Genomic DNA, 24,218 nt, shown 5'->3' on the forward strand with positions numbered 1-24,218 from the left:
GAGCTCCCCATGCATGAAGCCCGCTACACCGCCCTGCGCCAGGCCTTCGCGACGGCGCGCCAGGAACGCCGCGCACGCCACCGTGACATTGCCGACGCGCTGAAGATCTCCGAAGGCGAACTGCTGGCCGCCCATCTGGGCGCCTTCACCGATGCGGAATCCCCGCTCAAGGCGCGTCGCCTGCGCGCGGACTGGCAGTCGCTGATCGGCGCACTGGAGCCGCTGGGCACCGTCATGGCGCTGACGCGCAACGACGCCTGCGTGCATGAGAAGGTGGGCGTGTACCGCCAGGTGAGCGCCTTCGGCCCGCAGCGCCAGACCGGTCTGGTGCTGGGCGGCGACATTGACCTGCGCCTCTTCTTCGGCCAGTGGCAGCACGGCTTTGCCGTCACCGAGCGGCTGGCCGATGGCGCCTTGCAACGCAGCCTGCAGTTCTTCGACGCTGCGGGCGTCGCCATCCACAAGATCTTCCTCAAGCCCGAGAGCGACCGGGCCGCCTACGAGGCGCTGGTGGCGCAGTTCGAGTCCGACGATCAAGCGCCCGGCCTGAGCCTGGGCGAGGCCTGGCAGGAGCCTGCGGAGCGCCCCGACAACGCCATCGACATCGCCGCCTTCCAGGCCGAATGGGCCGACCTGCGCGACACCCATGATTTCTTCGGCCTGCTCAAGCGCCACGGACTGAGCCGCGTGCAGGCCCTGCGACTGGCCGAACCACGATTCGTGCAACCGTTGCCGCTGTCCGCGGCCCAGGACCTCCTGAGCCGCGCCGCCCAGCAAGGCGTGTCGATCATGGTGTTCGTGGGCAATCCCGGCATCATCCAGATCCACAGCGGGCCGATCCAGAAGGTGGCCATGATGGGCTCGTGGATCAACGTGCTGGATCCAGGCTTCAACCTGCACCTGCGCGAGGACCATATCGCCGCGGCCTGGCTGGTGCGCAAGCCCACCACCGACGGGCTGGTCTGTTCGATGGAGCTGTTTGACCGTCAAGGCCGCACCATCGCGATGCTCTTCGGTGAACGCAAGCCGGGTCAGGCGGAACGTTGCGACTGGCGCCAGCTGTTGGAGAGCCTGGTGGAAGGACCAACGGAGACGGTGCCATGCTGACCCGCCGTCACTGGCTGGCCTCGACCCCCGCCCTGGTCACCCTGGCGGCCCTGCCGGGGCTGATGCTGCCCCGCAGCGCCCGGGCCGCGCCGCAGCGGGTGGTGAGTGTGGGCGGCGCGCTCACCGAGATCATCTACGCCATGGGGGCCCAAGGTGACCTGGTGGGCGTGGACAGCACCTCGCTCTATCCCGCCGATGCCACCCGGCTTCCCAATGTGGGCTATGCGCGCACGCTGGCCGCGGAAGGCCTGCTGTCGCTCGCCCCCACGATGATCGTGGCGACCGAGGAAGCCGGGCCGCCCGCCGTGCTGAATCAACTGCAATCGGCACGGGTGCCGCTGCATGTGCTGCGCGCCGACCACCGCTTCGAAGGGGTGGTCGAGCGGACCCGCAAGCTGGGCGACCTGCTCGCGAGGCCGGTCCAGGCCCGCACGCTGATCGACGGTCTGCAGCAGTCGTGGGCGCAGACACAGACGACGGTCGCCCGCGTCAGCGCCGGTCATCCCGCACCGCGTGTGCTGTTCGTGCTGTCCAATGCCGGCCATCAGGCGCGCATCTCCGGCAGCGGCACGGCGGCGGACGCGATGATCCGATACGCAGGCGCCCTCAATGCGTTGGGCACGGTGCAGGGTTACCAAACCTTGTCGCCCGAAGCGGCCATCGCGGCGGCACCGGACGTCATCCTGGCCACATCTCAAGGCATGGATGCCGTCGGCGGCATCGACGGGCTGCTGCGTCTGCCAGGGCTGGCCCAGACGCCGGCCGCCCGGCGCCGCCGGGTCGTCAGCCTGGAGACGATGGAAATGCTGGGCTTCGGCCCGCGTCTGCCGCAGGCGCTGGCCCAGTTGGCCACGGCGCTGCATGCGGGCGCTTCCGCCTGAGGCCACGCCATGAGCGCGCTCGGCCCTGCCCTCTCCAACCGCCTGGCGACCGTGCGGCGCCCGTGGCCTCGCCATGCCGCGACGATGGGTGCCCTGCTGGCGGCGCTGGTGCTGGCTTCGCTGATGGCCCTGCATCTGGGCGCGGTGTCGATCTCGCCGTCCGACTGGCTCGCCGGCCCCTGGCAGCGGGACACCGCCACGGCGAGTGCCCACGTGCTGTGGCAGTTGCGCCTGCCGCGTGTGGTGCTGACGCTGTCCGTGGGTGCGGCATTGGGCCTTGCCGGCACATTGTGTCAGGCACTGTTTCGCAATCCGATGGCGGAGCCGGGCCTGCTGGGGGTCACCAGTGGGGCGGCGGCGGCCGTGGCATTGACCCTGACCCTGTTTGCCGGCCTGCATATGGCGCTGCCCGCCCAGGCCCGCCTGTGGGTCACGCCCGCCGTCGGCTTCATTGGCGCGCTGGCGGTGTGCATGGCGCTGCAACGGCTGTCCCGCTGGCTGGCGCCCGGCTCCATCGCCGCCTTGCTGTTGTGCGGCCTGGCGCTGCAGGCGATGACCTTCGCATGGGTCGGCCTGTGCAGCTTCCTCGCCAATGACGACCAATTGCGAGCCATCAATTTCTGGACGCTCGGCTCGCTGGCCGGCGCCACCTGGACCATGGCTGCGGTCATGGCGACGGCCGTGCTGCTGCTGGGCAGTGGGGCGCGCGCGCTGGCACCGCAGCTCAATGCGCTGGCGCTGGGCGAAGCGGCCGCGGCGCATGTCGGCATCGACGTGGACCGCCTGCGCCGCCGCACCATCACCATCGTGGCGTTGCTGGCGGCCCTGGCGGTGGCGTGGTGCGGCAGCATCGGTTTCATCGGACTGATGGCGCCTCACCTGGCACGCCAGATCGTGGGCGCCGACCTGCGACGACTCTGGCCGACGGCCATGATGACGGGCGCACTCCTGCTGCTGATGGCCGACACCCTGGCCCGCACGCTGGCCGTGCCTGCGGAGATTCCGGTGGGCGTGTTCAGCGCCTTGATCGGCGCCCCATGGTTCCTGCTGCTGCTGCGCACGACGGTGCGACGCATGGGGAGCGCCTGATGCTGGTGATGCACGACGTCTGCGTGGACATGGGCCGTCTGCGCCTGGGGCCGATCCACCTGCGCCTGGCGGCCGGGGAGCGCGTGGCCATCCTCGGCCCGAGCGGCGCCGGCAAGTCCACGCTGCTGCGCCTGATGGCACGCGAGCTGCGGCCGTCGCGCGGGGAGGTGCTGCTGGATCGCCGACCCCTGGCGCATTGGTCCGCCAGCGATCTGGCCCGCCGTCGGGCAGTGCTGCCGCAGCAGCATGGCGTCGCGTTCGGCCTGCCAGTGGAACTGGTGGTGGCTCTGGGCCGTGTGGCGAGGCAGAGCGATGGCAGGCAGGATTGCATCGTTCAGGAGGCGCTGGCCCAGGCCCAGGCAGAGCACCTGCAGGGGCGGCGCTTTGACACCCTCTCCGGCGGCGAGCAGGCGCGGGTGCAACTGGCGCGTGTGCTGGCGCAGGTTTGGGACGAGCGGGACGGCCTGCTGCTGGTGGACGAGCCGCTCGCGGCGATGGATCCGGGCTTGACCCTTTCCCTGATGCAGTCGATGCGACGCTTCGCGGCGGCGCGCGGACATGCGCTGGTGGCGGTACTGCACGATCTCAATCTGGCGATGAATCACTTTGACCGTCTGTGGATGGTCAAGGACGGGCAGTTGATCGCGGACTGCGATGCGGTGCCGGCCACGGTGCCGCTGCTGGAGCAGCTCTACGGGACCCGGCTGCGTCTGCTGCAGGACCAGCATGGCATGGCGGTGTTACCGGTGATGGGGCGGGAGGTGCCGTTGACAGGTACTCACGCACAGGCGCAGGAGCCGCTGCAGCAGACGTTGCATGCCATGGAGGCACGGCGATGAGCGTTCAGGGATTACCGTGGCCGCGCTCGTTCAACGCCGAAAGACGCAGCGTCGAGCGCCCGAGCGCCGGGAAAACAGTGACGCTGGAGACAGCGCCCGCACGCCCCGGCAACGCGCCCATCGCACCGCGCAGCATCCCGCGCCCGCCAACAGAAACCGTCCTCGCTACTGCAATGCCGCGGGCAGCCTCCTGGCCCTGGGCGGCAGCGACCCTGGTGGTGCACGGCATGGTGCTGGCGGCAATGAGCGTGACCTGGCCGCACAAGACGACGGCGCCGACACCGGCAGCACGGCCTACCTCCATGCAATGGGTCGCGGTGCGGCCGCTCTCCCTCCCTGCCCCCACCCGGCGCGCACAAGAACTTCCACGTCCTCCCGCGCCCAAGGTCGCGTGGCCGGCATCGCCGGTGCTCCCGATTCCACCACTCGCGATCAGCGATCTGCCGGGCTACCCGGCCGGTGCAGGATCGTCGCCTCCGCGATCGGAATTGCAAGCTTCATCGCGGCGGTGGCCACCGCAGGCAGCAGAGACGGTGGATACGGCGGAGGCCGCTGAGACGGCTGCGTTCCACCCCGATGTCTCGAAGACCATCGCAGCGACCGCAGCGCCTTCTGCCGCCCGCTCGGCCCTTCCCGACACATCGCCGCAGCCTGCGTCCTTCCCTGCCAACCACCAGCAATGCCAGGACACCCAAACCGCCCGCTTCTACCCCGCCCTGCTGCGTGACCGCGGCGTGCAGGGTCTCGTCCGCCTCCGGGTGAAGGTGGATGACAACGGCCGCGCTGCCGAGGTGCTGATTGCCGACGGGAGCGGCTTCCGCCTGCTGGACGAAGCCGCACGCCGGGTGGCGGAGTCCTGCCCGTACGTACCCGCGCGTGAAGGGGGTCAGCGGGTGTCGAGCTGGATCGAATACGCAGTCCGGTTCGCCCTTTCGCCGCCCTCATCGGCGCTTTAGCGATGTCAGAAGGAGTCCACCATGTGTGACAAGCCCACCCTGTTCAGCCGCCTGCCCCTGGCCGAGCCTCTGCCCGCCAGGTCGGGACTCGAAGTCTCTGCCCGCGCCATCGCCGGCCTGCCCACCCCCCCCGCCTCCAGCCCCGCCGACGCGCCGCCCATCGAGCTGCCCACAGCCCGCGGTTCCCGTCGCCGTCGACTATGGGAGCTCCCCACCCAGTCGCTCTGCCCGGTCATCGGCGTCTGCCTGCCGATGCAGCTGCTGCGCCGCCGGCTGGGCAAGCTGCTGGGTGGTCAGGCCCAGGCCAACGACTATGAACTGCATTGCGGCGCCATCAATGAATGCGGCCATCGAGGACCCGTCGCCGAAGCACTGCAGAAGGAGCTGGATCAGCGTTATGCCATCGCCCTGAAGCAGTCGTCCCAGCACAAGACACCGGAGGCCCTGGGTCGGTTCTGGACCGCCGCCCAGAACGGCAACGATGTGGCCGGCGCCCTGTGGTCCACCCTGACCCATGCCCGTTGCGATGCCGCCTTGCAGGAGCAGGTGCTGCGAGACATCCACATGCTGCAGCATCAGGTGGGCGCCGCCAACCGTGCCGACCTGCAGCGCATGGATGCCCTGGAAGATGAGAACGCCGTGCTGGGCCGTGAGCTCGCACTGGCCCAGTCCCGCAGCACCCGTTTGCTGGCCGAGCGGGCCCAGCAGCTGGAGGCGAGTCAGGCCGAGTGCCTGCGCCTGCGCGGAGAGCTGATGGCGCGGGACATGATGATGGCCGGACTTCGCGACGAGCTGCAGCAGCTGGAAGACAGCGTCCCGGGTCTTCGCCACCGCCATGAGCAGGCCCGGCAACTGCAGCATCAGCAGGACCGCATCCACCAGCTGGAGCGCGCCCTGCTGACGGCGCAGCAGACGGCCGAGCGGGAGCAGCGCCGCTCGCTCGAACTACAGCGGCAGCTGGAGGCGATGGAAGCCCGCGCGCATCAACCGCTGGAGGAGATGACCGTGTCAGAACCGTCACTCCCGTCGCTGGACGAGCGCGCCGTACTCTGTGTGGGGGGCCGCCCGGCGGTGGTGCCGATCTACCGGCAACTGATTGAACGCACCGGCGGCCGCTTCCTGCATCACGATGGCGGCGAAGAAGATGCGGTGACCAAGCTCGACGCCAGCCTCGCTGCCGCGGATCTGGTGATCTGCCAGACCGGCTGCATCAGTCACGATGCGTATTGGCGGGTGAAGGACCATTGCAAGCGGCATGGCAAGCAATGCGTGTTTGTGGATAAACCCAGCGCCAGTGGCCTGCGGCGAGCCCTGTGCACCCTCAAGGAAGAGAGCGCCGTACCCGAGCCCCCCGAGGCGCCGCCGCACGCCATCAGCAGCAAGTGACCCGAGCAGCCCCTGATCCGCGCCGCCAAGGTCATTCCGCCGGGCCGGCCTCCACCAGCCGATCCAGCAGGACCACCGCCGCGCGAAGCGTGTCCTGCTCCTGCTGCGTGAACTGCGCGGTGATCGCCTGGGCCAGCCATTGCGTCCGGCGCCGTCGGCCTGCAGCCGCCTCGGCTTGCCCGGCGGGTGTGAGCTCCACCAGAAAGCCTCGCCCGTCCGCAGGATCCGGACGTCGCTCGACCTGACCCAGCGCTTCCATCCGCCCCACGACGAGCCGCATGGATTGATGGGACACCCCCCGGCTGTCCGCCAGCGCGGCCACGCTGACAGGCCCGTTTCGATCCAGCTGCGCCAGGGCATCGCCTTGCGCCGACGACTGGGTGCCGGAGGCCTGCCGGACCGCCCGCACCAGGCGACCCACCACGTCTCGCAAAGATTCGGCCAACTGCGCCACATCGTCTTCAGTCGCGGACGCAACCGCTCCACGCGACGACGGCTCTGAATCCGGACGATTGCTCATGCTCGTGCCGCTTGAAGACGCGCCAGAACGCTCGGCAGGGTGTTGATTCCCCAGTGCTCCACATATTGGCCCCCCTGCACTCGAACAATGTCGATCACTTCAATGGCGAGCTCGCGGCCGGTGGGCGGTACCCCCATCAGCGTTGCGGTATGCCGGCCGCTGACCGTCTTCCGTGTGGTCACCTTGTCGCCTTCACAGACCTGATCGTGGATCGTCACGCGCAGATCGCTCAGCGCCGGGCGCAGCACCTGATCAAAGGTATTCCACAGGCCTTCGGGCCCATCTGGCGCGCCCGCCGGCGCAGACCGGTTCACGAATTGGGGGGCGACCAGCTCATCAAAGGCGGCCCGGCGTCCCTCCTGAATGACTTCCTGATTGAAACGCTGGACGACCTGCTTCGGGTTCAACGGCGACATGACAGCTCCTTGCCGTTCGACATTGAACGGGTTGACGCCGATTTTATACAGCCTAGTTGTATATATTCAAGCGGTCGCTCGTCAGGGTCAAACCTTCGCCGCCCCCGGCTGGGGCACCGGCTCCGACCGCGTCGGCCCATTGCGTCCCTGCGCGGCCAGATGCCGCCGGGAACCCAGACGCTCCGCATACAGCCAGGTGAACTCAGCGCCCACCAGAAAGACCTGCGCCGAGTAATAGACCCACACAAAAATCACCGCCACCGAGCCCGCCGCGCCGAATCCGCTGGCGACCCCGGTCTTGCCGATGTAGAGCCCGATCAGCACCCGCCCAATGGTGAACAGCAGCGCCGTCACCGCCGCCCCCACCCAGACGTCCGACCATGCCACCTTCACCCGCGGCATCACCTGATAGATCAGCGCAAAGACCGCCGTGGTCATCGCAAACCCCACGCCGGCATTGATCACCTGCAGCAGCCATTCCCAGCCCCCGAACCAGCCGCCCCACCACTTGCCCAGCGCCGACACCACGGCCCCGGTCACCAGCGACACCAGCAGCAGGAAGGCCACGCCGACGATCATGCCGAAGCTCAGCAGCCGCGCCCGCAGCAGATTCCAGATGCCGCTCGTGCGCGCCCGTGCCGGCGCGCGCCAGATGCGATCGAGTGCATCCTGCAACTCAGCGAACACAGTCGTTGCGCCGATCAGAAGAATCACCACCCCAATGACCGTGCCCAGAATGCCAGTGCTGGGTTTGCTCACATGGGCCAGCATCTCCTGGATGCCCTCCGCTGCCTGCGTCCCCATCAGCCCGTCGATCTGCCCGAACAGCTCGCCGCGCACCGCATCCTCGCCGAAGACCAGACCCGCGAGCGAGATCACGATGACCAGCAGCGGCCCCAGCGAAAACACCGAGTAGTAAGACAGCGCCGCACCCATGCTGGGCGCGTAGTCGTCGATCCAGGCGGACAAGGCATCCTTGACCAATGCCCACCAGGTGCGCGGCGAGCGGCGCGACCACCGGACCGCTGATGCGGGTGCGGCTGTGCCAGCTCCGGCGTCGGCCGCAAGTTCAGACTTGGACGGTCGGCCATCGGGGGCCGCAGGCGAGGCATTGGAGTGAATGACGGACATGGCGCACAAGGGTTGGCAGCGTCCCGCTGGTCGGCAACCGGCGCTCCCACTCAGCGACTGTCTGGCGACTCGACAAACGACCCCTGTTTGACGCACAGTCGGCCAGACCTTGATGTCGGCCGTGACAGCCCGGCCGCCCCACACCGGCGGCAGTGACTTGCCAGCATCTACCCGGTTTCAGGCGAAGCGGCCAGTTCCCTGGCCGCGCCCCGGCGTTCAGCCCTGTGTCCCTTCTATGGAGCCCCCATGTTCGACCACGTCAAATTCGGAGTGCGTGACTACGCCGTCAGCAAGGCGTTTTATCTAAAGGCCCTGGCGCCGCTCGGCATCACCGGGAGCCACGAGGCCGGAGGCGGTATCGAGATCGTCGGACGCGGCGACTCATCGCTCTGCCTGGAGCCCACCACCGGCACACCGCTGCCACTGCATATCGCTTTCATTGCCGACAGCCGGGAGATGGTGGACGCCTTCCATCGCGCCGCGCTGGAAGCAGGGGGCACCGACCATGGCGCGCCGGGTTACCGCCCGCGGTACCACGCCGGTTACTATGCGGCGTTCATCCTCGACCCCGACGGCCACAACATCGAAGCGGTGTTTCATGACCGCTCCAGGACGTCGGGCTGACGCTCAATGACTCCGCAGTGCGAAAGACATGGCCCAAGGTAAACGGATCTCTGTCGACATCAATGAAGGCGCTCTGACTGCCATTCGCGATCTGGGTGTACAGGCGAAGTCGGCTCGCGTGGCGGCGGGCGACAGCCAGGGCACGGCGGCCACCCGGCTCGGCGTACATGTACAGACGATCGGCCGCATTGAAGCGGGCGAGGCCGGCGTCGCCATTGGCCATGTGTTCGGACTGCTCGCGCTCTACGGCGTGTTGCCCTCCGCTTCGCCGATGACTGGAGCTTCCGCCACGGGGACCACCGCCCTGCCAGTGACCGGGGCGCTCCCACCCGCCAGTCGGGTCACCTGAGGGGCGCCCGCGCCGGCTTCCACCCGCGCCCGTCTCCACCGGCTCGCCATCCGCCAATGAGGGCGGACCGGCGCCTTCAAAATCTGCAACGCCTGTTTCCGCACGGACATATCGCCCGTGCGTCAGGTACGCTCACGCCAGCAAGGGGACCGAAGTCCCCAATGAGGTTGATTCATGGTCATCGAAAGGCTCTGGCTTCGCTGGCTGGTGGCTGCGGGCGTCCTGGGTGCCGCCACCTGGCTCAACATGCTGCTGCAGCCGTCGCTGGATGGCCGCGCGCCCTTGCTGCCTTATTTCCCGGCGCTGGTGATCGTCGGTCTGACCTGCGGGCTGAGCTCAGCGCTGATGCTGCTGCTCGGCGCCTGCCTCTGCGTGATGTATTGGTGGATCAAACCTCTTGGTGTGATCTGGCCGGTCGAATCGCTGGCGGATGCCCTGCTGCTGGTGCTGTTCATCTGCGCCGGGCTGCTGGTCTCCATCGTCTCGGCCTGGGCGGGGCGTCTCATGGAGAAAGAACGCCTGATCCGCCGCCGACTCAATCTCGCGCTCGCGGCCGGCCGCATGGTGACCTGGGACTGGGATGTCGCCACCGGCTTTGCCACCACGGCGGGCGGCGTGCATGAGCTCTTCGGCACCCGCTGGAAAACGATGGACGACATGCTGGCCAACCTGCCGGCCGAGGACGCCCATCGATTCCGCGAGCGTTATCAATATGCGGTGAATGCCGGCGGACGTTTCAGCGTCTCCGCGCCGATGACACGACCGGACAACGGCGACGTGGTGTGGACCCAGATGGACGGCTACGTCACCCTGGACGCCAAGGGCCGCGCTGCCCATGCCTACGGCGTGACGGTGGACGTCACGGCGCAGCAGCAAGCGCTGCGCGCCAGCCAGGCCGCCGAGGAGCGTTTCCATCTGGCGCTCGAAAGCGGCAAGGTGATGGCCTGGGAATGTGATCCGCAGGGACGCTACACCTGGGCCTACAACGTGCCGATGGGCCTGACCCGGGAAAGCCTGATCGGCGCGGAGGTCGGCAGCCTGGTCGGCCAGCCGGAATATGCACAGATCATCCGCGACGCGGCGGTGTCCGGGGACACGGTCAATGTCGCCCAACATGCCACCCATGCCGGCGGCACCTTCCACCTGCTCACCTCGCTCAAACCGGTGAAGGATGCGGACGGTCGGGTGCGGCGGGTGCTGGGCGCGACGGTGGACGTCACCGAGCTCACCGCGGCGCAGGAACAGTTGCGTCATGAAAACCAGCGCAAGGACGCCTTCCTGGCCACGCTGGCGCATGAGCTTCGCAACCCCATGGCGCCCATCCGGTATGCGGTGACCATGCTGCGCCAGGCTCAGAGCGATGACCTGCGGCAGCGCGCGGTCGACATCATTGCCCGCCAATCGGCGCACATGGCGCGGCTGCTGGACGATCTGCTGGACATGAGCCGCATCACCCGCAACGTGATCGAGCTCAAGCGGCAGGTGATCGACCTGCGCGCGGTGGTGCGCCAGGCGCTGGAGGCGGTGGAGCCTCTGTACAGCCAGATGAAGCACCAGGTCTCGCTCTCCCTGCCGGCCACGCCGGTGCTGGTCGATGGCGATCCCACCCGGCTGCAGCAGGTGCTGTCCAACCTGCTGGACAACGCCGCCAAGTATTCTCCGATCCCCGGCGAGGTGCGGGTGGAAGTGGCGGTTGATCACCGCCATGCGAAGGTCACCGTCACCGACACCGGCATCGGCATCTCCCCCGACAAACAGCCGCAGGTCTTCGAGCTGTTCACACGCCTGGAGGACAAGGGGGCCGGCCCGTCGGGCCTGGGCATAGGCCTGGCGGTGTCGCGCCAGCTGGTGCTGCTGCATGGCGGCAGCATCCATGTGGAGAGCGAAGGCGCAGGCCGTGGCAGCCGCTTTGTGGTGTGTCTGCCGCAGGTGGAGGCGCCGGTGCAGACGGCGGAGGAGCGGAGCCCGCCCGCCGTGGCGCAGGCATCTTCCTCCGACCGCCGGGTGCTGGTGGTGGACGACAACACCGATGCGGCGGACACCTTGTCCGAGGTGCTTCGCGGTGCGGGTTACGAGACGGTGGTGGCTTACAGCGGTGAAGAGGCGCTCGCCCGTTTCGAGCAGCTGCGGCCCCGCGCCGTGCTGCTGGACATCGGGTTGCCCGGGCTTTCGGGCCTGGAAGTGGCGCGACGGCTGCGCGCGCAGAACGGGGACGCCCCACTGACCTTGATCGCCATCACCGGTTGGGGACAGCATGCCGACCGTCAGGCGACGGCCCAGGCCGGGTTCGATGCGCATCTGGTCAAGCCGATCGAGTTTGCAGAGCTGGAACAGACGCTCGCCCGTCTGCTGGACGCCGCGCCGGCCTGAGGCGTTCACAGGCAGTGACATCGCCGCTGACGCCGCAGCGGCGTTTGACGGGGGCCGGCGTCGCCATGGCCGGGTGTGGCGCGAATGCCGCGATCGCCCATGGCGAGCCGCCAAAAATGGAAACAGAAGGTGACGCCTGGGGCGCCGCCCCCTGTCAAAGGCCTGCATGGCCGATGCGGTCCCATCACGCGCCCGCCCCTCGGTGCGCCGTCTCGCTTGTCCCCTGGATCAGCGATGCGGCAGAGCGCCTAGCTCAAGGACGCACTGCAGGCGTACAGCGACGGCCACCCATCAGTGGGAGTGGGGGACGCCCGTCCTTGCGATAAGGTGCGCGTCGCGTCCGGCGCGGCCGGAGGCTTTCTCTCCTTCCCCCTGGAGTCGCTCCATGACCCACCTGTTGTCGCCGTCGTCCCCCGGCCTGTCCCTGCGCCCCGGCGCAGTCCTCTCCGCCCCTTCCCGTGTGGCCGCCAGAGCCGTCACGATGGCCGTGACGCTCGCCCTCGCCGGGCTGCTCGGCGCCTGTGGCAAACAGGGCGCGACGCTGGGCGAAGGCGGATCGGAAATCAGCGGCTCGGCGGGTCCCGCCGGTGCCAACAAGGCCAATCGTGAACTGATGAAGTGCGACGCCCCGGTCGCCACGCTTGCGCTGGTGGAGAACCCCAACGGCTACGTCACCACAGGCGCGAACAACCTGCCCTCGACCCCACTGCCGCTGGTGCGCCTGCTGGCGCAGCAAAGCGGCTGCTTCCGGGTGGTGGACCGTGCGGCGGGCCTGCGCGCCACCATCAAGGAGCAGGAACTCAAGGACGCCGGCATTCTTCGCAAGGAAGGCAGCACCGTGTCCAAGGGCAAGGGCTATGAAGCGCAGTACACCCTGACGCCCAGCCTGACCTTCAGCGAACAGGACGCTGGCCGTCAGGTCGGGGGCCTGCTGGCGATGATCCCGGGACTGGCCCGTTTTGTCGGCGCCGCAGAGCATGTGAAGCTGAAAGAAGCGCAGGTGGCGCTGCTGCTGACCGACAACGAGACCACCGAACAGGTGGCTGCCGCGACGGGCTCGGTCCGCGTGACCGACCTGGGCATGGGCGGGCTGGTGCTGGGCAAACTTGGCGGCGCTGCGGGCGCAGGCTGGGCCAACAGTAATGAGGCCAAGGTCATCGCCGCCGCGTTCCTGGACGCGCACAACCAATTGGTGGTGCAGGCCCGGGCGCTGGCCGCGAAGGACCTGCCGGAGCCGGTGCCCACCCGGAAAGTCAAAACCCATGAAGCGGGCGGCAAGAACATGGCGTCTTGAGCCGGGTCCAGGCGCCAAGGCTTGAGGCGCCTGGCTCCGCCCGCGGCTTCGCGCGGCGCTGCGTCACATCCCCGCCCGCCGCGGACTGCGGACTGCGGACTGTGGGCTGCGGACTGCGGGCTGCCGGCTGACAGGCCGCGGCCTGCGGCAGGGCCGTGGGCTCATCGGCCGCGGCTTGGCTTGGTCTGACCGTCAGCGCTTGAAGGCCGCGCAGGGATCCGCCCGATCGGGAGCAGGCGCGCGGGCGCTCTGGTCGTACTGTGCGGGCGTCGCGTCACTGCCAGGCTCCAGGTAGGCCACCGACTGAATGTCCGACGCCGCCACTCCGGCCGCCTGCAGATACACCGGCACCGCCACATCCCGGCGGACATGCCCATTGCCAGCGATCAGCAGCACCCGCTCCGCGCCCTCGCGCCGGGCCTGAAGCAGCGCCTGCGCCATGGCGGCGTCCCGGGCGCGCTGCGCGTTGACCATGCCCGGCAGCATCGAGGCTGGCATCGCCCCGCAGTGGCCGTCCTGGATGTCTTGCGCCAAGGTCTGCTGCTGGGCGTCGCCCCATGGCGTGCGGTTCCTCAGCGCCAGCAGATCGGCCGGCCAGGCGGCATCCCCTTCGCGCACGATGCGGCGTACCTGGTCCCGTTCCAGATTGCCGCCCCGCACTCCAGCGCCGCGCTGCACCGCCACGGCCAGCACCGGCTGATGCAGCGGCCATGCCCAGGCCTTGCGGTCGAACTGGCCGGCCTGTAGCACCTGGTCGACATCCCCAGGATGCTGGGCCAGGGACTGCGCCAGTGCGGCGTCACGGTCGCGGGCCATCTGCTCCATCACCACCACCGTCTTGGGCTGCTCGCTGAGCAGGCGCTGGAGCAAGGCCGCGCGCGCCTGATGGTGCGCGGGGTTGTCATGGATTTCGCCGAGCAGGACGAAGTGGACGTCCGGGCGGATCACCGGGGCGGCCGGCGCCGTCGAGGCGGGGCCGTTCACCGCCGGCCCGTTCCGCGGCGGTCCGTTCACGGCCGCCAGGTTCTGCGCCAGCACGCTCTGCGCCGGCAGGCTTTGCGTAGGCCCGTTTTGCGCGGGCCCGTTTTGCGCGGGCCCGTTTTGCTCGGACCGGTTGGGCGCCGGATCGTGGGCCGCGCAGGCGGACAGTGCCAGGCACAGGCTCATCGCGAGCCCTGGGAAGGGGGAGGTGGGGAGCAGCCCACCCAAGACCGTGTTCATGTTCGACATTCCTTGCCTGATGCAAATGGAAAGAGATCGGGAACAAGCCTGGCGACGAGCCGCTAGCGGCTCTGACTGCTGGGGACCGGGCAGCATGGTCGCTGCCCTCACCTCATCGCATGCGGATCAACGGATGCTGGTCATCTCCCGCATCGTCTTCACCGCGCCGGCGCCCATGGCGGCGCCGAAGCGCTTGGCCAGACGTTCCGCCACGTTGTCCCGCGGCGTGTAGTCCACCACGTCTTCCGCCTTGATGACTTCCCGGGCGACATAGTCGAGGTTGCCCATGCCATCGGCCAGGCCCATCTTCACCGCCTCTTCGCCATTCCAGAACAGCCCCGAGAACGTCTCCGGCGTTTCCTTCAGACGGGCGCCGCGCCCTTCGCGCACCACCTTGATGAACTGCTGGTGGATCTGGTCCAGCATCGCCTGCGCATACGCCTGCTGCTTGGGCGACACCGGCGAGAACGGATCCAGCATGCCCTTGTTCTCACCCGCCGTCAGCAGGCGGCGCTCGACGCCGACCTTCTGCATCAGTCCGGTAAAACCGAAGCCATCCATCAGCACGCCGATGGAGCCGACGATGGACGCCTTGTCCACATAGATCTCGTCCGCGCCGGCCGCGATGTAGTAGGCACCGGAGGCACACATCTCTTCCACCACGACATAGACCTTCTTGTCGTAGAGCCCCTTCAGGCGGCGAATCTCGTCGTTCACGATGCCTGCCTGCACCGGGCTGCCGCCCGGCGAATTCATGCGCAGCACCACCGCCACCGTGCCCGGATCCTCAAAGGCGCTCTTGAGCGCGGAGACGATCAGTTCGGCGCTGGCTTCGGTGTCAGCTGAGATCTCGCCCCGCACATCCACCAGCGCGGTATGCGGCGCGGCGCTCGTGCCGCCGTGATGCCGCTGCGACGCGAACAATCCCCACACCAGCAGCAGGAAGGCACTGGCCCACAGCAGACGGAAAAAGATCTTCCAGCGCCGTTCGCTGCGGCGGTCCCGCAGATACTCATGGGCGAATTGCTCCAGCACCTGCTCATACGGGCGGGCGGTCGCGGCACCTGCCGAGGCCCCGGTCGCTGCGCCGGCCGACGGGGCACGGAGCATGTCTTCCGGCCGCACGGTGGCGTCCGGAATCGGGGGTGGCAGATCGTTCGGGTTCTGATTCATTCAGTCCTCAAAGGCGGGACGGGTGTCCCGGGAAGGGGTCCAGTAAACTTGGCCGTCTCGCTCTTGGACGTCCAGGCGGGTCAGGCCGATGCGGCCGCACATGCCGGTCACGCAGCGGCCGTCCAGCGGGTGGTAGACCGCACCGTGGATGGAACAGATGATGTAGCGCTTGTCCCGGTCGAGGAACTCGCCTTCCTGCCAGTCCATTTCGGTGGGCACATGGGCGCAGCGGTTGAGATAGGCCACCACCTGCCCTTCGAAGCGGAGCGCAAAGGCGGTGGCGGACTGTCGGAAGTGCAGCACATCAAAGGTGTGAGCCTTGCCCTTTTCTTCCAGCGCCTCGGAGGCGCACAGCAGCACGTCGGTCTCAGGCATGTTGCAGCAGCCAGGCCTGGAGGCTGGGCACGTCGTGGGCGACCAGCAGCGGGTCGTAACGCCGCAGGCTGTCATGGGCATGCGCGCCGTACGTCACCGCCACGGCCGGGCAGCCGGCATTGCGCGCCAGTTCCAGGTCATGGCTGGTGTCGCCGATCATCAGCGTGCGTTCCGGGTCGGCGCCAAACTCACGCATCAGCTCCAGCAGCATCTGCGGATGCGGCTTGCTGGCCGTTTCGTCAGCGGTGCGGGTGCCGTCGAACAGCCGCTCCATCTTCACCGCCGCCAACGCTTCGTCCAGGCCCCGGCGGCTTTTGCCGGTGGCCACTGCCAGCCAGTGGTGGCGCGCCTTCAGCGCCTCCAGCATCGCCGGCACGCCGTCGAACAGCGTCACCTCATGGGCCGAGGCGAAGTAGTGCTGGCGATAACGCTCGCCCAGCTTCGGGTAGTCCGCCGCGTCCAGATCCGGCAGCGCATATCGCAGCGCTTCCAGCAGGCCCATGCCGATGACGTAGCTGGCGCGCTCCCGGCTGGGGGGCGTCAGTCCCAGGTCCGCGGCGGCCGACTGCATCGACTTCACGATCAGGGCCGTGGAGTCGAACAAGGTGCCGTCCCAGTCGAAGACGATCAGGTCAAAACGTTGTGGCATGGGAGGAGCGTCAGGGCGCCGGCGCGGATTTGCGCAGCGCAACCAGCAGATTTTCGCAGGCCGGCGGCAAGGGGGCCGTCAGCGTCAGTTCTTGTCCCGTGGCGGGATGGGTGAATCGCAGCTCCCGGGCATGCAGGAACATGCGGTCAAAGCGCAGCGCACCGCGGGCGATCCCCCGGTTTGCCTCGAAATCGCCATATTTGGGATCGCCAACGATGCTGTGCCCTTCGTGCGCCAGGTGGACACGAATCTGGTGCGTCCGCCCCGTCTTGATGGTCACATCCAGCAGGCTGTGGGCCGGCAGTTTCTCGGTGATCCGCACCAGGCTGATCGACCGCTTGGCCTGGTCGGCTGACGGATCCTGCGGATTTGGAACGGCGCGCACCCAGCGTTCGCCGTCGCTGCCGACAAACTTCAGCAGCGGCACATCCACCACCTTCTTCGAGGCCGTCCAGTGGCCCCAGACCAGCGCCGCGTAGCGCTTGCCGGTTTCCCGGTCCCGAAGCTGGTCCTGCAGGTGATTCAGCGCGCTGCGCTTCTTGGCGATCATCAGCAGGCCGGAGGTTTCCTTGTCCAGCCGGTGGACCAGTTCCAGGAACTTCGCCTGGGGCCGGGCCCGGCGCAGTTGCTCGATCACCCCGAAGCTGACCCCGGAGCCGCCGTGGACGGCCACTCCGGCGGGTTTGTCCACGACGATCAGGTGCTCGTCCTCGAACACCACCGGGAATTCGCGGCCGGGCACGGCGCTGTCGTCCGCCTTCTCGGCCAGACGCAGCGGCGGGATGCGGACGACGTCGCCCGCCGTCAGCCGGGATTCGGCGCTGCAGCGGCCCTTGTTGATCCGGACCTCCCCAGATCTGATGATGCGGTAGACCAGGGTCTTGGGCGCGCCCTTGAGCTCGCGCAGCAGGAAATTGTCCAGGCGCTGGCCTTCGGAACCGTCGTCCACCGTCAGCAGGCGGACCTGGGGGGTGGCGGTGTCTGGCGTGGCGGATGGGGGGGCCGACGCCGGGGCCGGCCCACGGTCGGGTGCGGTCCCAGGTGCGGTGGCGGACGCAGTCGCAGCGGCCTTTCGCTGGGGACCGGCAGGCCTGTTCGCACGGCCCCGGGAGGCGTCCCCGGACCCCGTGGCACCCCGGGCAGTCCCTGGGGCGGCCTTGCGGGCTTTAGCCCCTATAATGCTGCTTGCCACGTTCGCGTTGTAAGTGTTTGATTTTTCTCATTTTACCTGTGCAGGCACTTGTGCGGCAGCCCCATCGAGGCAGCCGGCACGGCGCAACAACAGCGTGGCAGTGGTTGTGCAACGCCCTCTCGGCCTCGTCGGGCCCGTTCCCCAAGTGAGCGGGCAGTCCAGGCTGCGGGACGGAAGAGCAACGTCGTCAGAACCATGCCGTGTGGCCGCTTCAATTTCAGGCGGTGCCGGTACAACAACAAGGTTTCACGACGTCAGGATGGAGGCTAGCGCCTGTGTCCTGGCGTCAGCGCCCAGGCTTTTTGTCCGGATGATTCCCCCAGTCCCCCTCACCCCCCGCCGCCAGCGTGCGCGTCCCGGCCTTGCCCGGACGCTGGTCACCGGCCGTGGGCGGGCCGTGCCTCCGATTCCGTCGGAGACATGCTTGCGGGCCGGAACAGACGGACCGGAGCCTGACGCGCACGCGCCAACGCTGCATCACTAAACGGATGTTTTGTCCGTTGTCTGCAGTCCAGGGCGATTCCTTCCTCGGTTCTCTCGCGTTTCTCGTGCATCGGTTGAATCGCCCGCCGGTCTTACTGAACATCCGGCGGCGGTTCTGATGTAGTTCGGTCGAGAACTTGCTCGGCCGTGGAGGAGAACTGATGAAACGCATGCTGATCAATGCGACGCAGCAGGAAGAGCGTCGCCTGGCCATCGTCGATGGGCAGAAGCTGCTGGATTTCGAAACCGAAATCGAAGGCCGCGAACAGCGCAAGGGCAATATCTACAAGGCCGTCGTGACGCGGGTTGAACCCTCGCTCGAAGCCTGTTTCGTGGATTACGGCGAAGACCGTCACGGCTTCCTGCCCTTCAAGGAAATCTCGCGGCAATACTTCCGTGAAGGCGTGGACGTCCGTTCCGCCAAGATCCACGACGTGATCAAGGAAGGCCAGGAACTGCTGGTCCAGGTCGAAAAGGAAGAGCGTGGCAACAAGGGCGCCGCCCTCACCACCTTCGTCTCCCTGGCCGGCCGCTATCTGGTGCTGATGCCCAACAACCCCCGTGGGGGTGGCGTGTCCCGCCGCATTGAAGGCGAAGACCGGGAAGAACTCAAGGAAGCGCTCGACCAGCTGGACTACCCCAAGGGCATGTCGCTGATCGCCCGCACCGCTGGCATCGGCCGCAACGCCGCCGAGCTGCAGTGGGACCTGAACTACATGCTCAAGCTGTGGACCGCCATCGACGAGGCGGCTCATGGCGGCAAGGGCGCGTTCCTGATCTATCAGGAATCGTCGCTGGTCATCCGTGCCATCCGGGATTACTTCACCGCCGACATCGGTGAAATCCTGATCGATACCGACGACATCTTCGAGCAGGCTCAGCAGTTCATGACCCATGTGATGCCGGAGACGGCCCACAAGGTCAAGCGCTATCGCGACGATGCGCCGCTGTTCTCCCGCTTCCAGATCGAACACCAGATCGAAACGGCCTTCAGCCGTACGGTGAACCTGCCGTCCGGCGGTGCCATCGTGATCGACCACACCGAAGCGCTGGTGTCGGTGGACGTCAACTCGGCCCGCGCCACCCGCGGCGGCGACATCGAGGAAACCGCCACCCGCACCAACCTGGAAGCGGCCGATGAAATCGCCCGCCAGATGCGTCTGCGGGACCTCGGCGGCCTGATCGTCGTGGACTTCATCGACATGGAGGAGTCCAAGAACCGCCGCGATGTCGAACAGCGCCTGCGCGATGCCCTGCGCCAGGACCGCGCCCGCGTCCAGTTCAGCTCCATCAGCAAGTTCGGTCTGCTCGAACTGAGCCGTCAGCGCCTGCGTCCGGCCCTGAGCGAAGGCAGCCACATCACCTGCCCGCGTTGCAACGGCACCGGCCACATCCGCGACACCGAATCCTCCGCGCTGCAGATCCTGCGCATGGTGCAGGAGGAGTCGATGAAGGACAACACCGCCGCCGTGCATGTGCAGGTGCCGGTGGAAGTGACCAGCTTCCTGCTGAACGAGAAGCGCACCGAGATCACCAAGATCGAGCTGAAGCAGCGCGTGACCGTGCTGCTGGTGCCCAACAAGCATCTCGAGACGCCCAACTACAAGCTGGAGCGCCTGCGCCACGACGATCCGCGTCTGGAAAACCTGCAGGCCAGCTACACCATGATCGAAGAGCCGCAGGACGAGGTGGGCATCACCCGTCGCGGCGCCGAGAAGGCCAACAAGCAGGAACCGGTGATCAAGGGCATCCTGCCCGAGCAACCGGCCCCGATGCCGGTTCCGGCACCGGTCAAGCCTGCCGCGGTGGAACCTGCGGTGGCGGCTCCGGCCGCTCCGGCCGCTCCGGTGGAAGCCGGTGGTGGTTTCTTCGGCTTCATCAAGCGTCTGTTCGGCGCATCGCCTGCGCCCGCTCCGGCAGCGGAACCGGAAGTCAAGGCAGCCGAACCGGCACGCAAGGAACGCGGTGAGCGTTCGGGCGAGCGCGGTGGCCGCGGCGGCGACCGTCAACGTCGTGGTGAGCGCAGCGAGCGCGGCGGTGAACGCGGTGAGCGTGGTGAGCGTGGTGAGCGTGGTGAGCGCGGGGATCGTGACGCCAAGGGTCGCGACGGCAAGGGCCGTGGTGAAGCACGCGGCGAGGGTCGTGGTGAGGCTCGTGGCGAGGGCAAGCCCCAGCAGGACGGTACCCAGCGCGCTGAACGTAGCGAGCGCGGTGACCGTGCCGAACGCGGTGACCGCAACGAACGCGGTGATCGTGGCGAGCGCAGTGACCGCGGCGACCGCGGTGGCCGTCGTAACGAAGCCCGTGGCGAGAAGCCGGACACCGTCGGTGCCGAAGGCGCACCGCGTCAGGACCGGGGTGACCGCGCCGAGCGCGCGGACCGGGGCGAACGCGGTGAGCGCGGTGAGCGCGGTGACCGCGGAGAGGGCCGTCGCCGTCGTGAAGAGCGTGGCGACCGTGCCCCGCGTCAGGACGTCGGTGCCGACGCCGCTGTGCAGGACCCGGCCCTGAGCCTGGCCGGCACCGAGGCGGCGCAGGCCGAATCGCCGACCGCTTTTGCCGACACGCTGCCGGACGGCCTGGCGCTCAACACCGAGGCCGGTGACGAGCGTGGTGGCCGCCGCCGCCGCCGTCGTGGCAACCGCGGTGAGCGTGCCGAAGGCGCTGAGGGTGTCGAGGGTGGTGAGGGCCAGGAAGGCACGTCCTCCGTGGACATCGACGCCGCTGGCGCTGCCGAACCGGTGGCCGAGGGTGCGGAAGGCGATGCGCCGGCCGGTGAAGAAGCTGAAGGCCAAGGCCGTGACGGCCGTCGCCGTCGGGGCCGTGACCGTTATCGCCGCGACCGTCGCGACGGTGAAGGTTCGGGCCAGGAAGGCACCGCCCAAGGCGCTGCTGAAGGCGTGGCTGAAGGCGCTGCTCAAGGCTTCCCGCAAGCCGATGCAGACGCCGCTGCCCCTGCTGGCGAGACCGCTGCCCACGACCTGCGTGCTGAAGCTCCGGCGCCGGTGAGCGCGCCTGCCGCCACCCCGGCCGCTGCCGCTGTGGCGCCGATCGCTGCGGCGCCGGCCCCCGTGGCTGCTCCGGTGACTGCCCCTGTGGCTGCCCCGGCGCCGGTGGCTTCCGCCCCCGCCGCTCCGGTGGTGCCGCGCTTCGAACTGCCCATCGCCGACCTCCATGCGGTGGCTGAGGACGCCGGTCTGGTCTGGGTGAACAGCGACGCCGACAAGATCGCCGCTGTCCAGGCCGCCATCGCTGCCGAGCCGAAGGCCGCCCCGCTGGGCCGTGCACCGGCCCCGGTGATGGTGGTGGATGAAGGCCCGCTGGTGCTGGTCGAGACCCGCAAGGATCTCAGCCAGTTCAAGCTGCCCTTCGAAGCCTGAAACGACTGAAGACGCGCCAGGCACTCCCTGAGGCGTCTTCCGTCGGCGCAGCCGCCGCGGCCTGAGCCCGGCGGCTCTTTTTTGCCTGCTGTTTCTGTCATCGGCACCACCGTGCCGTTTCCGATGGCCACATCCGTGGCCTTGTTCTCGCTGGGAGATCCCCTTGAGTCAAACCACCTCCACTGTCTCGGCTGCAGGCGCTGGCGTGGCCGCCACGGCTGCACCGAAGATGCCGTCGCAGATCCCGTTCATCATTGCCAACGAGGGCTGCGAGCGCTTCAGCTTCTACGGCATGCGCAACATCCTGACGGTCTTCCTGATGACCAGCCTGCTGCTGGCCATTCCGGAGCCGCTTCGCAAGGGCGAAGCCAAGGAGATCTTCCACACCTTCGTCATCGGGGTCTACTTCTTCCCGCTGCTGGGCGGCTGGCTGGCCGACCGGTTCTTCGGCAAGTACAACACCATCCTGTGGCTGAGCCTGGTGTATTGCGCGGGCCATGCGTGCCTGGCGATCTTCGAGGACAACCTGCGCGGCTTCTACACCGGTCTGTTCCTGATCGCGCTAGGCTCGGGTGGCATCAAGCCGCTGGTGAGCTCGTTCATCGGCGACCAGTTCGACAAGACCAACCGCTCGCTCGCACAGAAGGTGTTTGACGCCTTCTACTGGATCATCAACTTCGGCTCGTTCTTCGCGTCGCTGCTGATGCCGATCTTCCTGCAGCAGTTCGGCGCCAGCGTGGCCTTCGGCATTCCCGGCGTGCTGATGGGCCTGGCGACGCTGATCTTCTGGAGCGGCCGTCGCCGTTATGTGCATGTGGCACCGACCGCCGCGAAGGATCCCCATGCCTTCCTGAAGGTGGTGCGTACCGCCCTGATGGCCCGCCGCGACGGCGAAGGCCGTCCGGGCCTGATCATCGCCATCATCGGCGCCCTGCTGGCCATCGGCTCGCTGGCGATGTCGCCGCAGTGGGGCTTCGTGATCGCCTTCTGCTTCGCGCTGGTGCTGGGGATGCTGTTCGGCGGCGTCGGCGCCTGGATTCAGCTGCCGCGCGCCCGCGGCGTGCATCCGGACGAAGCGGTGGAAGGCGTGCGCACGGTACTGCGGCTGCTGGTGCTGTTTGCGCTGGTGACGCCGTTCTGGTCGCTGTTTGACCAGAAAGCCTCGACCTGGGTGCTGCAGGCGGACCAGATGAGCAAGCCGGTGTGGTTCCAGTCGTCGATGATGCAGGCGCTGAACCCGGCGCTGGTGATGATCCTGATCCCGTTCAACAACCTCGTGCTCTACCCGATGCTGGAGCGCGCGGGCGTGAAGCTCAACGCGCTGCGCCGCATGGGCGCCGGCATCGCGCTGTCCGGCGTGGCCTGGATCGTGGTGGGCGGTCTTCAGCTGTGGATCGACGGCGGCCAGAACGTGTCCATCGTCTGGCAGGTGCTGCCGTATGCGCTGCTGACGCTGGGTGAAGTGCTGGTGTCGGCCACCGGTCTGGAGTTTGCCTACAGCCAGGCGCCGCTGGCGATGAAGGGCGTGATCACCAGCTTCTGGAACCTGTCCGTCACCATCGGCAACCTCTGGGTGCTGGTGGCCAATGCCAGCGTCAAGGGCGAGGCGGTGACCGGCTACATCAAGAGCACCGGCACCAGCGTCACGGCCTTCCAGATGTTCTTCTTCGCCGGATTCGCGCTGCTCGCGGCCCTGCTGTTTGCCTGGTATGCCAAGGGCTACCAGCTGCAGAACCGCTACCGCGACTGACCGCACGGCGGATCACTTCATGGATCCGCTCTGCCGATCAGGGCGAGGGGTGCCCGGAGCCGAAGGCTCGCATGCCAGGAATGGCGGGCACCACCTCGCGCATCAGCGCCGTGAAGGCGCGCAGCCGCGCGGGCTGATGCCGGCGTGATGGAAAGACCAGCGAGAACGGCAGCGGCATCGCACACCAGCGGGGCAGCACCCGCACCAGCCGGCCGCTGTGGAGGTCGTCCATGACGGCCCAGTGCGACACCGCCGCCAGGCCCAGCCCCTGACGGGCCGCTTCGATCAGCGCGAACAGGCTGTCGGTGCCGAAACGGAAGTTCAGCGGCACCGGCAGCACCTCCCCGCCCCCTTGCGGACGCAGGCAGATTTCGTCGCGATAGAAAGTGGTCAGCGCCAGCCACGGATGCTCCTGCAAGGCATCTGCCAAAGCAGGCGGCGGCAAGTCATCCAGACCAGTGGGCAGCTGCGCGGCCACCTCCGGTGCGGCGACCAGCACCCGCGGCACTTCGGCCAGCGGCACCATGATGAGTTCCGGCCGCTCGACCTGGCCGACCACCACCGAGCAGTCCACCGGCTCACGGCTGAAATCGGGGAGTTCGTCCTGCAGCGCCCATTCGACGGACAGCTGCGGATGCTGCTTCATGAAGGTGGCCAGCACCTCCATCAGCTGGTACTGACCGAAGGCATGCGGCACGCGGACGCGCAGCCGGCCACTGAGCGGCTGGTTGTGCTCACTCATGTCCTCGCTGAGGCTGTTCCAGCCGTCGATCAGCGGACGGGCCTGCGCGAGGCAGCGACGGCCTTCCTCGGTCAGGCGCAGGCCGCGGGTGGAGCGCTCCACCAGCCGGGCGCCAAGCAGCGATTCCAGCATCTGCAGCCGCCGGCTGACGGTGGGCTGGGTGGTGCCCAGCTGCTGGGCGGCGGCTGAAAAGCTGCCGGCTTCGACCACCTGCAAAAAAGTCTGCAGCAGCGAGATGCGGTCCTGGCCACCCAGGTCGCGGATCGGGTCATTCATGGCGGGCGCCTCCGG

General features: G+C 68.0%; 22 protein-coding genes. 12 read left to right on the forward strand and 10 right to left on the reverse strand.

The window, feature by feature from the left end:
- Positions 1-9: 9 nt before the first annotated feature.
- The 4 genes from FHS28_RS12495 to FHS28_RS12510 are packed head-to-tail and all read left to right on the forward strand — an operon-like array spanning position 10 to position 3,916.
- Positions 10-1,107 carry a hemin-degrading factor gene (locus tag FHS28_RS12495; RefSeq protein WP_088450906.1) on the forward strand — a complete coding sequence of 366 codons (1,098 nt, stop codon included), beginning with the start codon at positions 10-12 and terminating at the stop codon, positions 1,105-1,107.
- Positions 1,101-1,988: a heme/hemin ABC transporter substrate-binding protein gene (locus tag FHS28_RS12500; protein WP_088450908.1), complete on the forward strand. Its 888-nt coding sequence runs from the start codon at positions 1,101-1,103 to the stop codon at positions 1,986-1,988. The genes FHS28_RS12495 and FHS28_RS12500 overlap by 7 nt, the downstream gene beginning before the upstream one ends.
- 9 nt (positions 1,989-1,997) lie before the next feature.
- A complete protein-coding gene (locus FHS28_RS12505; protein WP_088450910.1) occupies positions 1,998-3,077 on the forward strand; it encodes a FecCD family ABC transporter permease in 1,080 nt (359 codons plus the stop codon).
- The gene (locus FHS28_RS12510) at positions 3,026-3,916 is read left to right on the forward strand and encodes an ATP-binding cassette domain-containing protein (protein ID WP_246410019.1); all 891 of its coding nucleotides are present in this window, start codon (positions 3,026-3,028) and stop codon (positions 3,914-3,916) included. The genes FHS28_RS12505 and FHS28_RS12510 overlap by 52 nt, the downstream gene beginning before the upstream one ends.
- A 4-nt stretch (positions 3,917-3,920) precedes the next feature.
- Here the strand turns inward: FHS28_RS12510 and FHS28_RS23875 are convergent, their stop codons facing one another.
- A complete protein-coding gene (locus FHS28_RS23875; protein WP_221193944.1) occupies positions 3,921-4,220 on the reverse strand; it encodes a hypothetical protein in 300 nt (99 codons plus the stop codon).
- 229 nt (positions 4,221-4,449) lie between these two features.
- Here FHS28_RS23875 and FHS28_RS24615 point away from each other — a divergent pair, with 229 nt between their 5' ends.
- Both FHS28_RS24615 and FHS28_RS12520 read left to right on the forward strand, forming a co-directional pair.
- The gene (locus FHS28_RS24615) at positions 4,450-4,872 is read left to right on the forward strand and encodes an energy transducer TonB (RefSeq protein ID WP_184294715.1); all 423 of its coding nucleotides are present in this window, start codon (positions 4,450-4,452) and stop codon (positions 4,870-4,872) included.
- A 21-nt stretch (positions 4,873-4,893) separates the two neighbouring features.
- Positions 4,894-6,258, forward strand: coding sequence for a DUF2325 domain-containing protein (locus tag FHS28_RS12520; RefSeq protein ID WP_088450915.1), 1,365 nt, complete (start codon positions 4,894-4,896; stop codon positions 6,256-6,258).
- Between the two features lie 31 nt (positions 6,259-6,289).
- On the opposite strand, the gene FHS28_RS12525 is transcribed toward FHS28_RS12520, so the two are convergent.
- From FHS28_RS12525 to FHS28_RS12535, 3 genes are all read right to left on the reverse strand, one after another.
- A complete protein-coding gene (locus FHS28_RS12525) occupies positions 6,290-6,703 on the reverse strand; it encodes a MarR family winged helix-turn-helix transcriptional regulator (protein WP_246410020.1) in 414 nt (137 codons plus the stop codon).
- Between the two features lie 71 nt (positions 6,704-6,774).
- Complete coding sequence (locus tag FHS28_RS12530; protein ID WP_088450920.1) at positions 6,775-7,194, reverse strand: ester cyclase; 420 nt, start codon at positions 7,192-7,194, stop codon at positions 6,775-6,777.
- Positions 7,195-7,281: 87 nt separating this feature from the next.
- A complete protein-coding gene (locus FHS28_RS12535) occupies positions 7,282-8,325 on the reverse strand; it encodes a YihY/virulence factor BrkB family protein (protein WP_088450922.1) in 1,044 nt (347 codons plus the stop codon).
- Between the two features lie 246 nt (positions 8,326-8,571).
- Here FHS28_RS12535 and FHS28_RS12540 point away from each other — a divergent pair, with 246 nt between their 5' ends.
- The 4 genes from FHS28_RS12540 (at position 8,572) to FHS28_RS12555 (ending at position 12,962) form a co-directional block, all read left to right on the forward strand.
- Positions 8,572-8,949: a VOC family protein gene (locus FHS28_RS12540; RefSeq protein ID WP_088450924.1), complete on the forward strand. Its 378-nt coding sequence runs from the start codon at positions 8,572-8,574 to the stop codon at positions 8,947-8,949.
- A 28-nt stretch (positions 8,950-8,977) separates the two neighbouring features.
- Entirely contained in the window at positions 8,978-9,298 is a 321-nt protein-coding gene (locus tag FHS28_RS12545; protein ID WP_088450926.1) for a helix-turn-helix domain-containing protein, read from the forward strand.
- Between the two features lie 174 nt (positions 9,299-9,472).
- A complete protein-coding gene (locus tag FHS28_RS12550) occupies positions 9,473-11,668 on the forward strand; it encodes a hybrid sensor histidine kinase/response regulator (protein ID WP_088450928.1) in 2,196 nt (731 codons plus the stop codon).
- Between the two features lie 481 nt (positions 11,669-12,149).
- Entirely contained in the window at positions 12,150-12,962 is an 813-nt protein-coding gene (locus FHS28_RS12555) for a CsgG/HfaB family protein (protein WP_184294846.1), read from the forward strand.
- A 192-nt stretch (positions 12,963-13,154) separates the two neighbouring features.
- Here FHS28_RS12555 and FHS28_RS12560 read toward each other — a convergent pair whose 3' ends face one another.
- The 5 genes from FHS28_RS12560 to FHS28_RS12580 form a co-directional block, all read right to left on the reverse strand.
- Entirely contained in the window at positions 13,155-14,183 is a 1,029-nt protein-coding gene (locus tag FHS28_RS12560) for a ChaN family lipoprotein (RefSeq protein WP_184294717.1), read from the reverse strand.
- A gap of 126 nt (positions 14,184-14,309) precedes the next feature.
- Entirely contained in the window at positions 14,310-15,356 is a 1,047-nt protein-coding gene (locus FHS28_RS12565; protein ID WP_246410021.1) for a S49 family peptidase, read from the reverse strand.
- Positions 15,357-15,731 carry a Rieske (2Fe-2S) protein gene (locus FHS28_RS12570; RefSeq protein WP_088450934.1) on the reverse strand — a complete coding sequence of 125 codons (375 nt, stop codon included), beginning with the start codon at positions 15,729-15,731 and terminating at the stop codon, positions 15,357-15,359.
- A complete protein-coding gene (locus tag FHS28_RS12575) occupies positions 15,724-16,380 on the reverse strand; it encodes an HAD family hydrolase (protein WP_088450936.1) in 657 nt (218 codons plus the stop codon). Before FHS28_RS12575 ends, FHS28_RS12570 begins: the two co-directional genes overlap by 8 nt.
- A gap of 10 nt (positions 16,381-16,390) precedes the next feature.
- Positions 16,391-17,338, reverse strand: a complete 948-nt coding sequence (locus tag FHS28_RS12580) for an RluA family pseudouridine synthase (protein ID WP_221193963.1) — start codon at positions 17,336-17,338, stop codon at positions 16,391-16,393.
- A gap of 878 nt (positions 17,339-18,216) precedes the next feature.
- Between FHS28_RS12580 and FHS28_RS12585 the strand changes: the two genes are divergently transcribed.
- On the forward strand, positions 18,217-21,435 hold the full coding sequence (locus FHS28_RS12585; protein ID WP_088450938.1) for an Rne/Rng family ribonuclease: 3,219 nt from the start codon (positions 18,217-18,219) through the stop codon (positions 21,433-21,435).
- 229 nt (positions 21,436-21,664) lie between these two features.
- Complete coding sequence (locus FHS28_RS12590; RefSeq protein ID WP_088451491.1) at positions 21,665-23,185, forward strand: POT-type proton-dependent oligopeptide transporter; 1,521 nt, start codon at positions 21,665-21,667, stop codon at positions 23,183-23,185.
- A 37-nt stretch (positions 23,186-23,222) separates the two neighbouring features.
- Here FHS28_RS12590 and FHS28_RS12595 read toward each other — a convergent pair whose 3' ends face one another.
- Positions 23,223-24,203, reverse strand: coding sequence for a LysR family transcriptional regulator (locus FHS28_RS12595; protein WP_088450940.1), 981 nt, complete (start codon positions 24,201-24,203; stop codon positions 23,223-23,225).
- Positions 24,204-24,218: the final 15 nt, after the last annotated feature.

The sequence above is a fragment of the Roseateles terrae genome (assembly GCF_014192155.1).
Classification (GTDB): Bacteria; Pseudomonadota; Gammaproteobacteria; order Burkholderiales; family Burkholderiaceae_C; genus Roseateles; species Roseateles terrae.

What these genes read in the sequence shown, in the direction of transcription:
- FHS28_RS12540 (WP_088450924.1), top strand. Translation starts at nt 8,572, where the DNA reads ATGTTCGACCACGTCAAATTCGGAGTGCGTGACTACGCCGTCAGCAAG.
- FHS28_RS12585 (WP_088450938.1), top strand. Translation starts at nt 18,217, where the DNA reads ATGAAACGCATGCTGATCAATGCGACGCAGCAGGAAGAGCGTCGCCTG.
- FHS28_RS12500 (WP_088450908.1), top strand. Translation starts at nt 1,101, where the DNA reads ATGCTGACCCGCCGTCACTGGCTGGCCTCGACCCCCGCCCTGGTCACC.
- FHS28_RS12575 (WP_088450936.1), bottom strand. Translation starts at nt 16,380, where the DNA reads ATGCCACAACGTTTTGACCTGATCGTCTTCGACTGGGACGGCACCTTG.
- FHS28_RS12590 (WP_088451491.1), top strand. Translation starts at nt 21,665, where the DNA reads ATGCCGTCGCAGATCCCGTTCATCATTGCCAACGAGGGCTGCGAGCGC.
- FHS28_RS12535 (WP_088450922.1), bottom strand. Translation starts at nt 8,325, where the DNA reads ATGTCCGTCATTCACTCCAATGCCTCGCCTGCGGCCCCCGATGGCCGA.
- FHS28_RS12550 (WP_088450928.1), top strand. Translation starts at nt 9,473, where the DNA reads ATGGTCATCGAAAGGCTCTGGCTTCGCTGGCTGGTGGCTGCGGGCGTC.
- FHS28_RS12495 (WP_088450906.1), top strand. Translation starts at nt 10, where the DNA reads ATGCATGAAGCCCGCTACACCGCCCTGCGCCAGGCCTTCGCGACGGCG.
- FHS28_RS12565 (WP_246410021.1), bottom strand. Translation starts at nt 15,356, where the DNA reads ATGAATCAGAACCCGAACGATCTGCCACCCCCGATTCCGGACGCCACC.
- FHS28_RS12560 (WP_184294717.1), bottom strand. Translation starts at nt 14,183, where the DNA reads ATGAACACGGTCTTGGGTGGGCTGCTCCCCACCTCCCCCTTCCCAGGG.
- FHS28_RS23875 (WP_221193944.1), bottom strand. Translation starts at nt 4,220, where the DNA reads ATGGAGGTAGGCCGTGCTGCCGGTGTCGGCGCCGTCGTCTTGTGCGGC.
- FHS28_RS12530 (WP_088450920.1), bottom strand. Translation starts at nt 7,194, where the DNA reads ATGTCGCCGTTGAACCCGAAGCAGGTCGTCCAGCGTTTCAATCAGGAA.
- FHS28_RS12505 (WP_088450910.1), top strand. Translation starts at nt 1,998, where the DNA reads ATGAGCGCGCTCGGCCCTGCCCTCTCCAACCGCCTGGCGACCGTGCGG.
- FHS28_RS12510 (WP_246410019.1), top strand. Translation starts at nt 3,026, where the DNA reads ATGGTTCCTGCTGCTGCTGCGCACGACGGTGCGACGCATGGGGAGCGC.
- FHS28_RS12520 (WP_088450915.1), top strand. Translation starts at nt 4,894, where the DNA reads ATGTGTGACAAGCCCACCCTGTTCAGCCGCCTGCCCCTGGCCGAGCCT.
- FHS28_RS12570 (WP_088450934.1), bottom strand. Translation starts at nt 15,731, where the DNA reads ATGCCTGAGACCGACGTGCTGCTGTGCGCCTCCGAGGCGCTGGAAGAA.
- FHS28_RS12545 (WP_088450926.1), top strand. Translation starts at nt 8,978, where the DNA reads ATGGCCCAAGGTAAACGGATCTCTGTCGACATCAATGAAGGCGCTCTG.
- FHS28_RS12555 (WP_184294846.1), top strand. Translation starts at nt 12,150, where the DNA reads ATGGCCGTGACGCTCGCCCTCGCCGGGCTGCTCGGCGCCTGTGGCAAA.
- FHS28_RS12595 (WP_088450940.1), bottom strand. Translation starts at nt 24,203, where the DNA reads ATGAATGACCCGATCCGCGACCTGGGTGGCCAGGACCGCATCTCGCTG.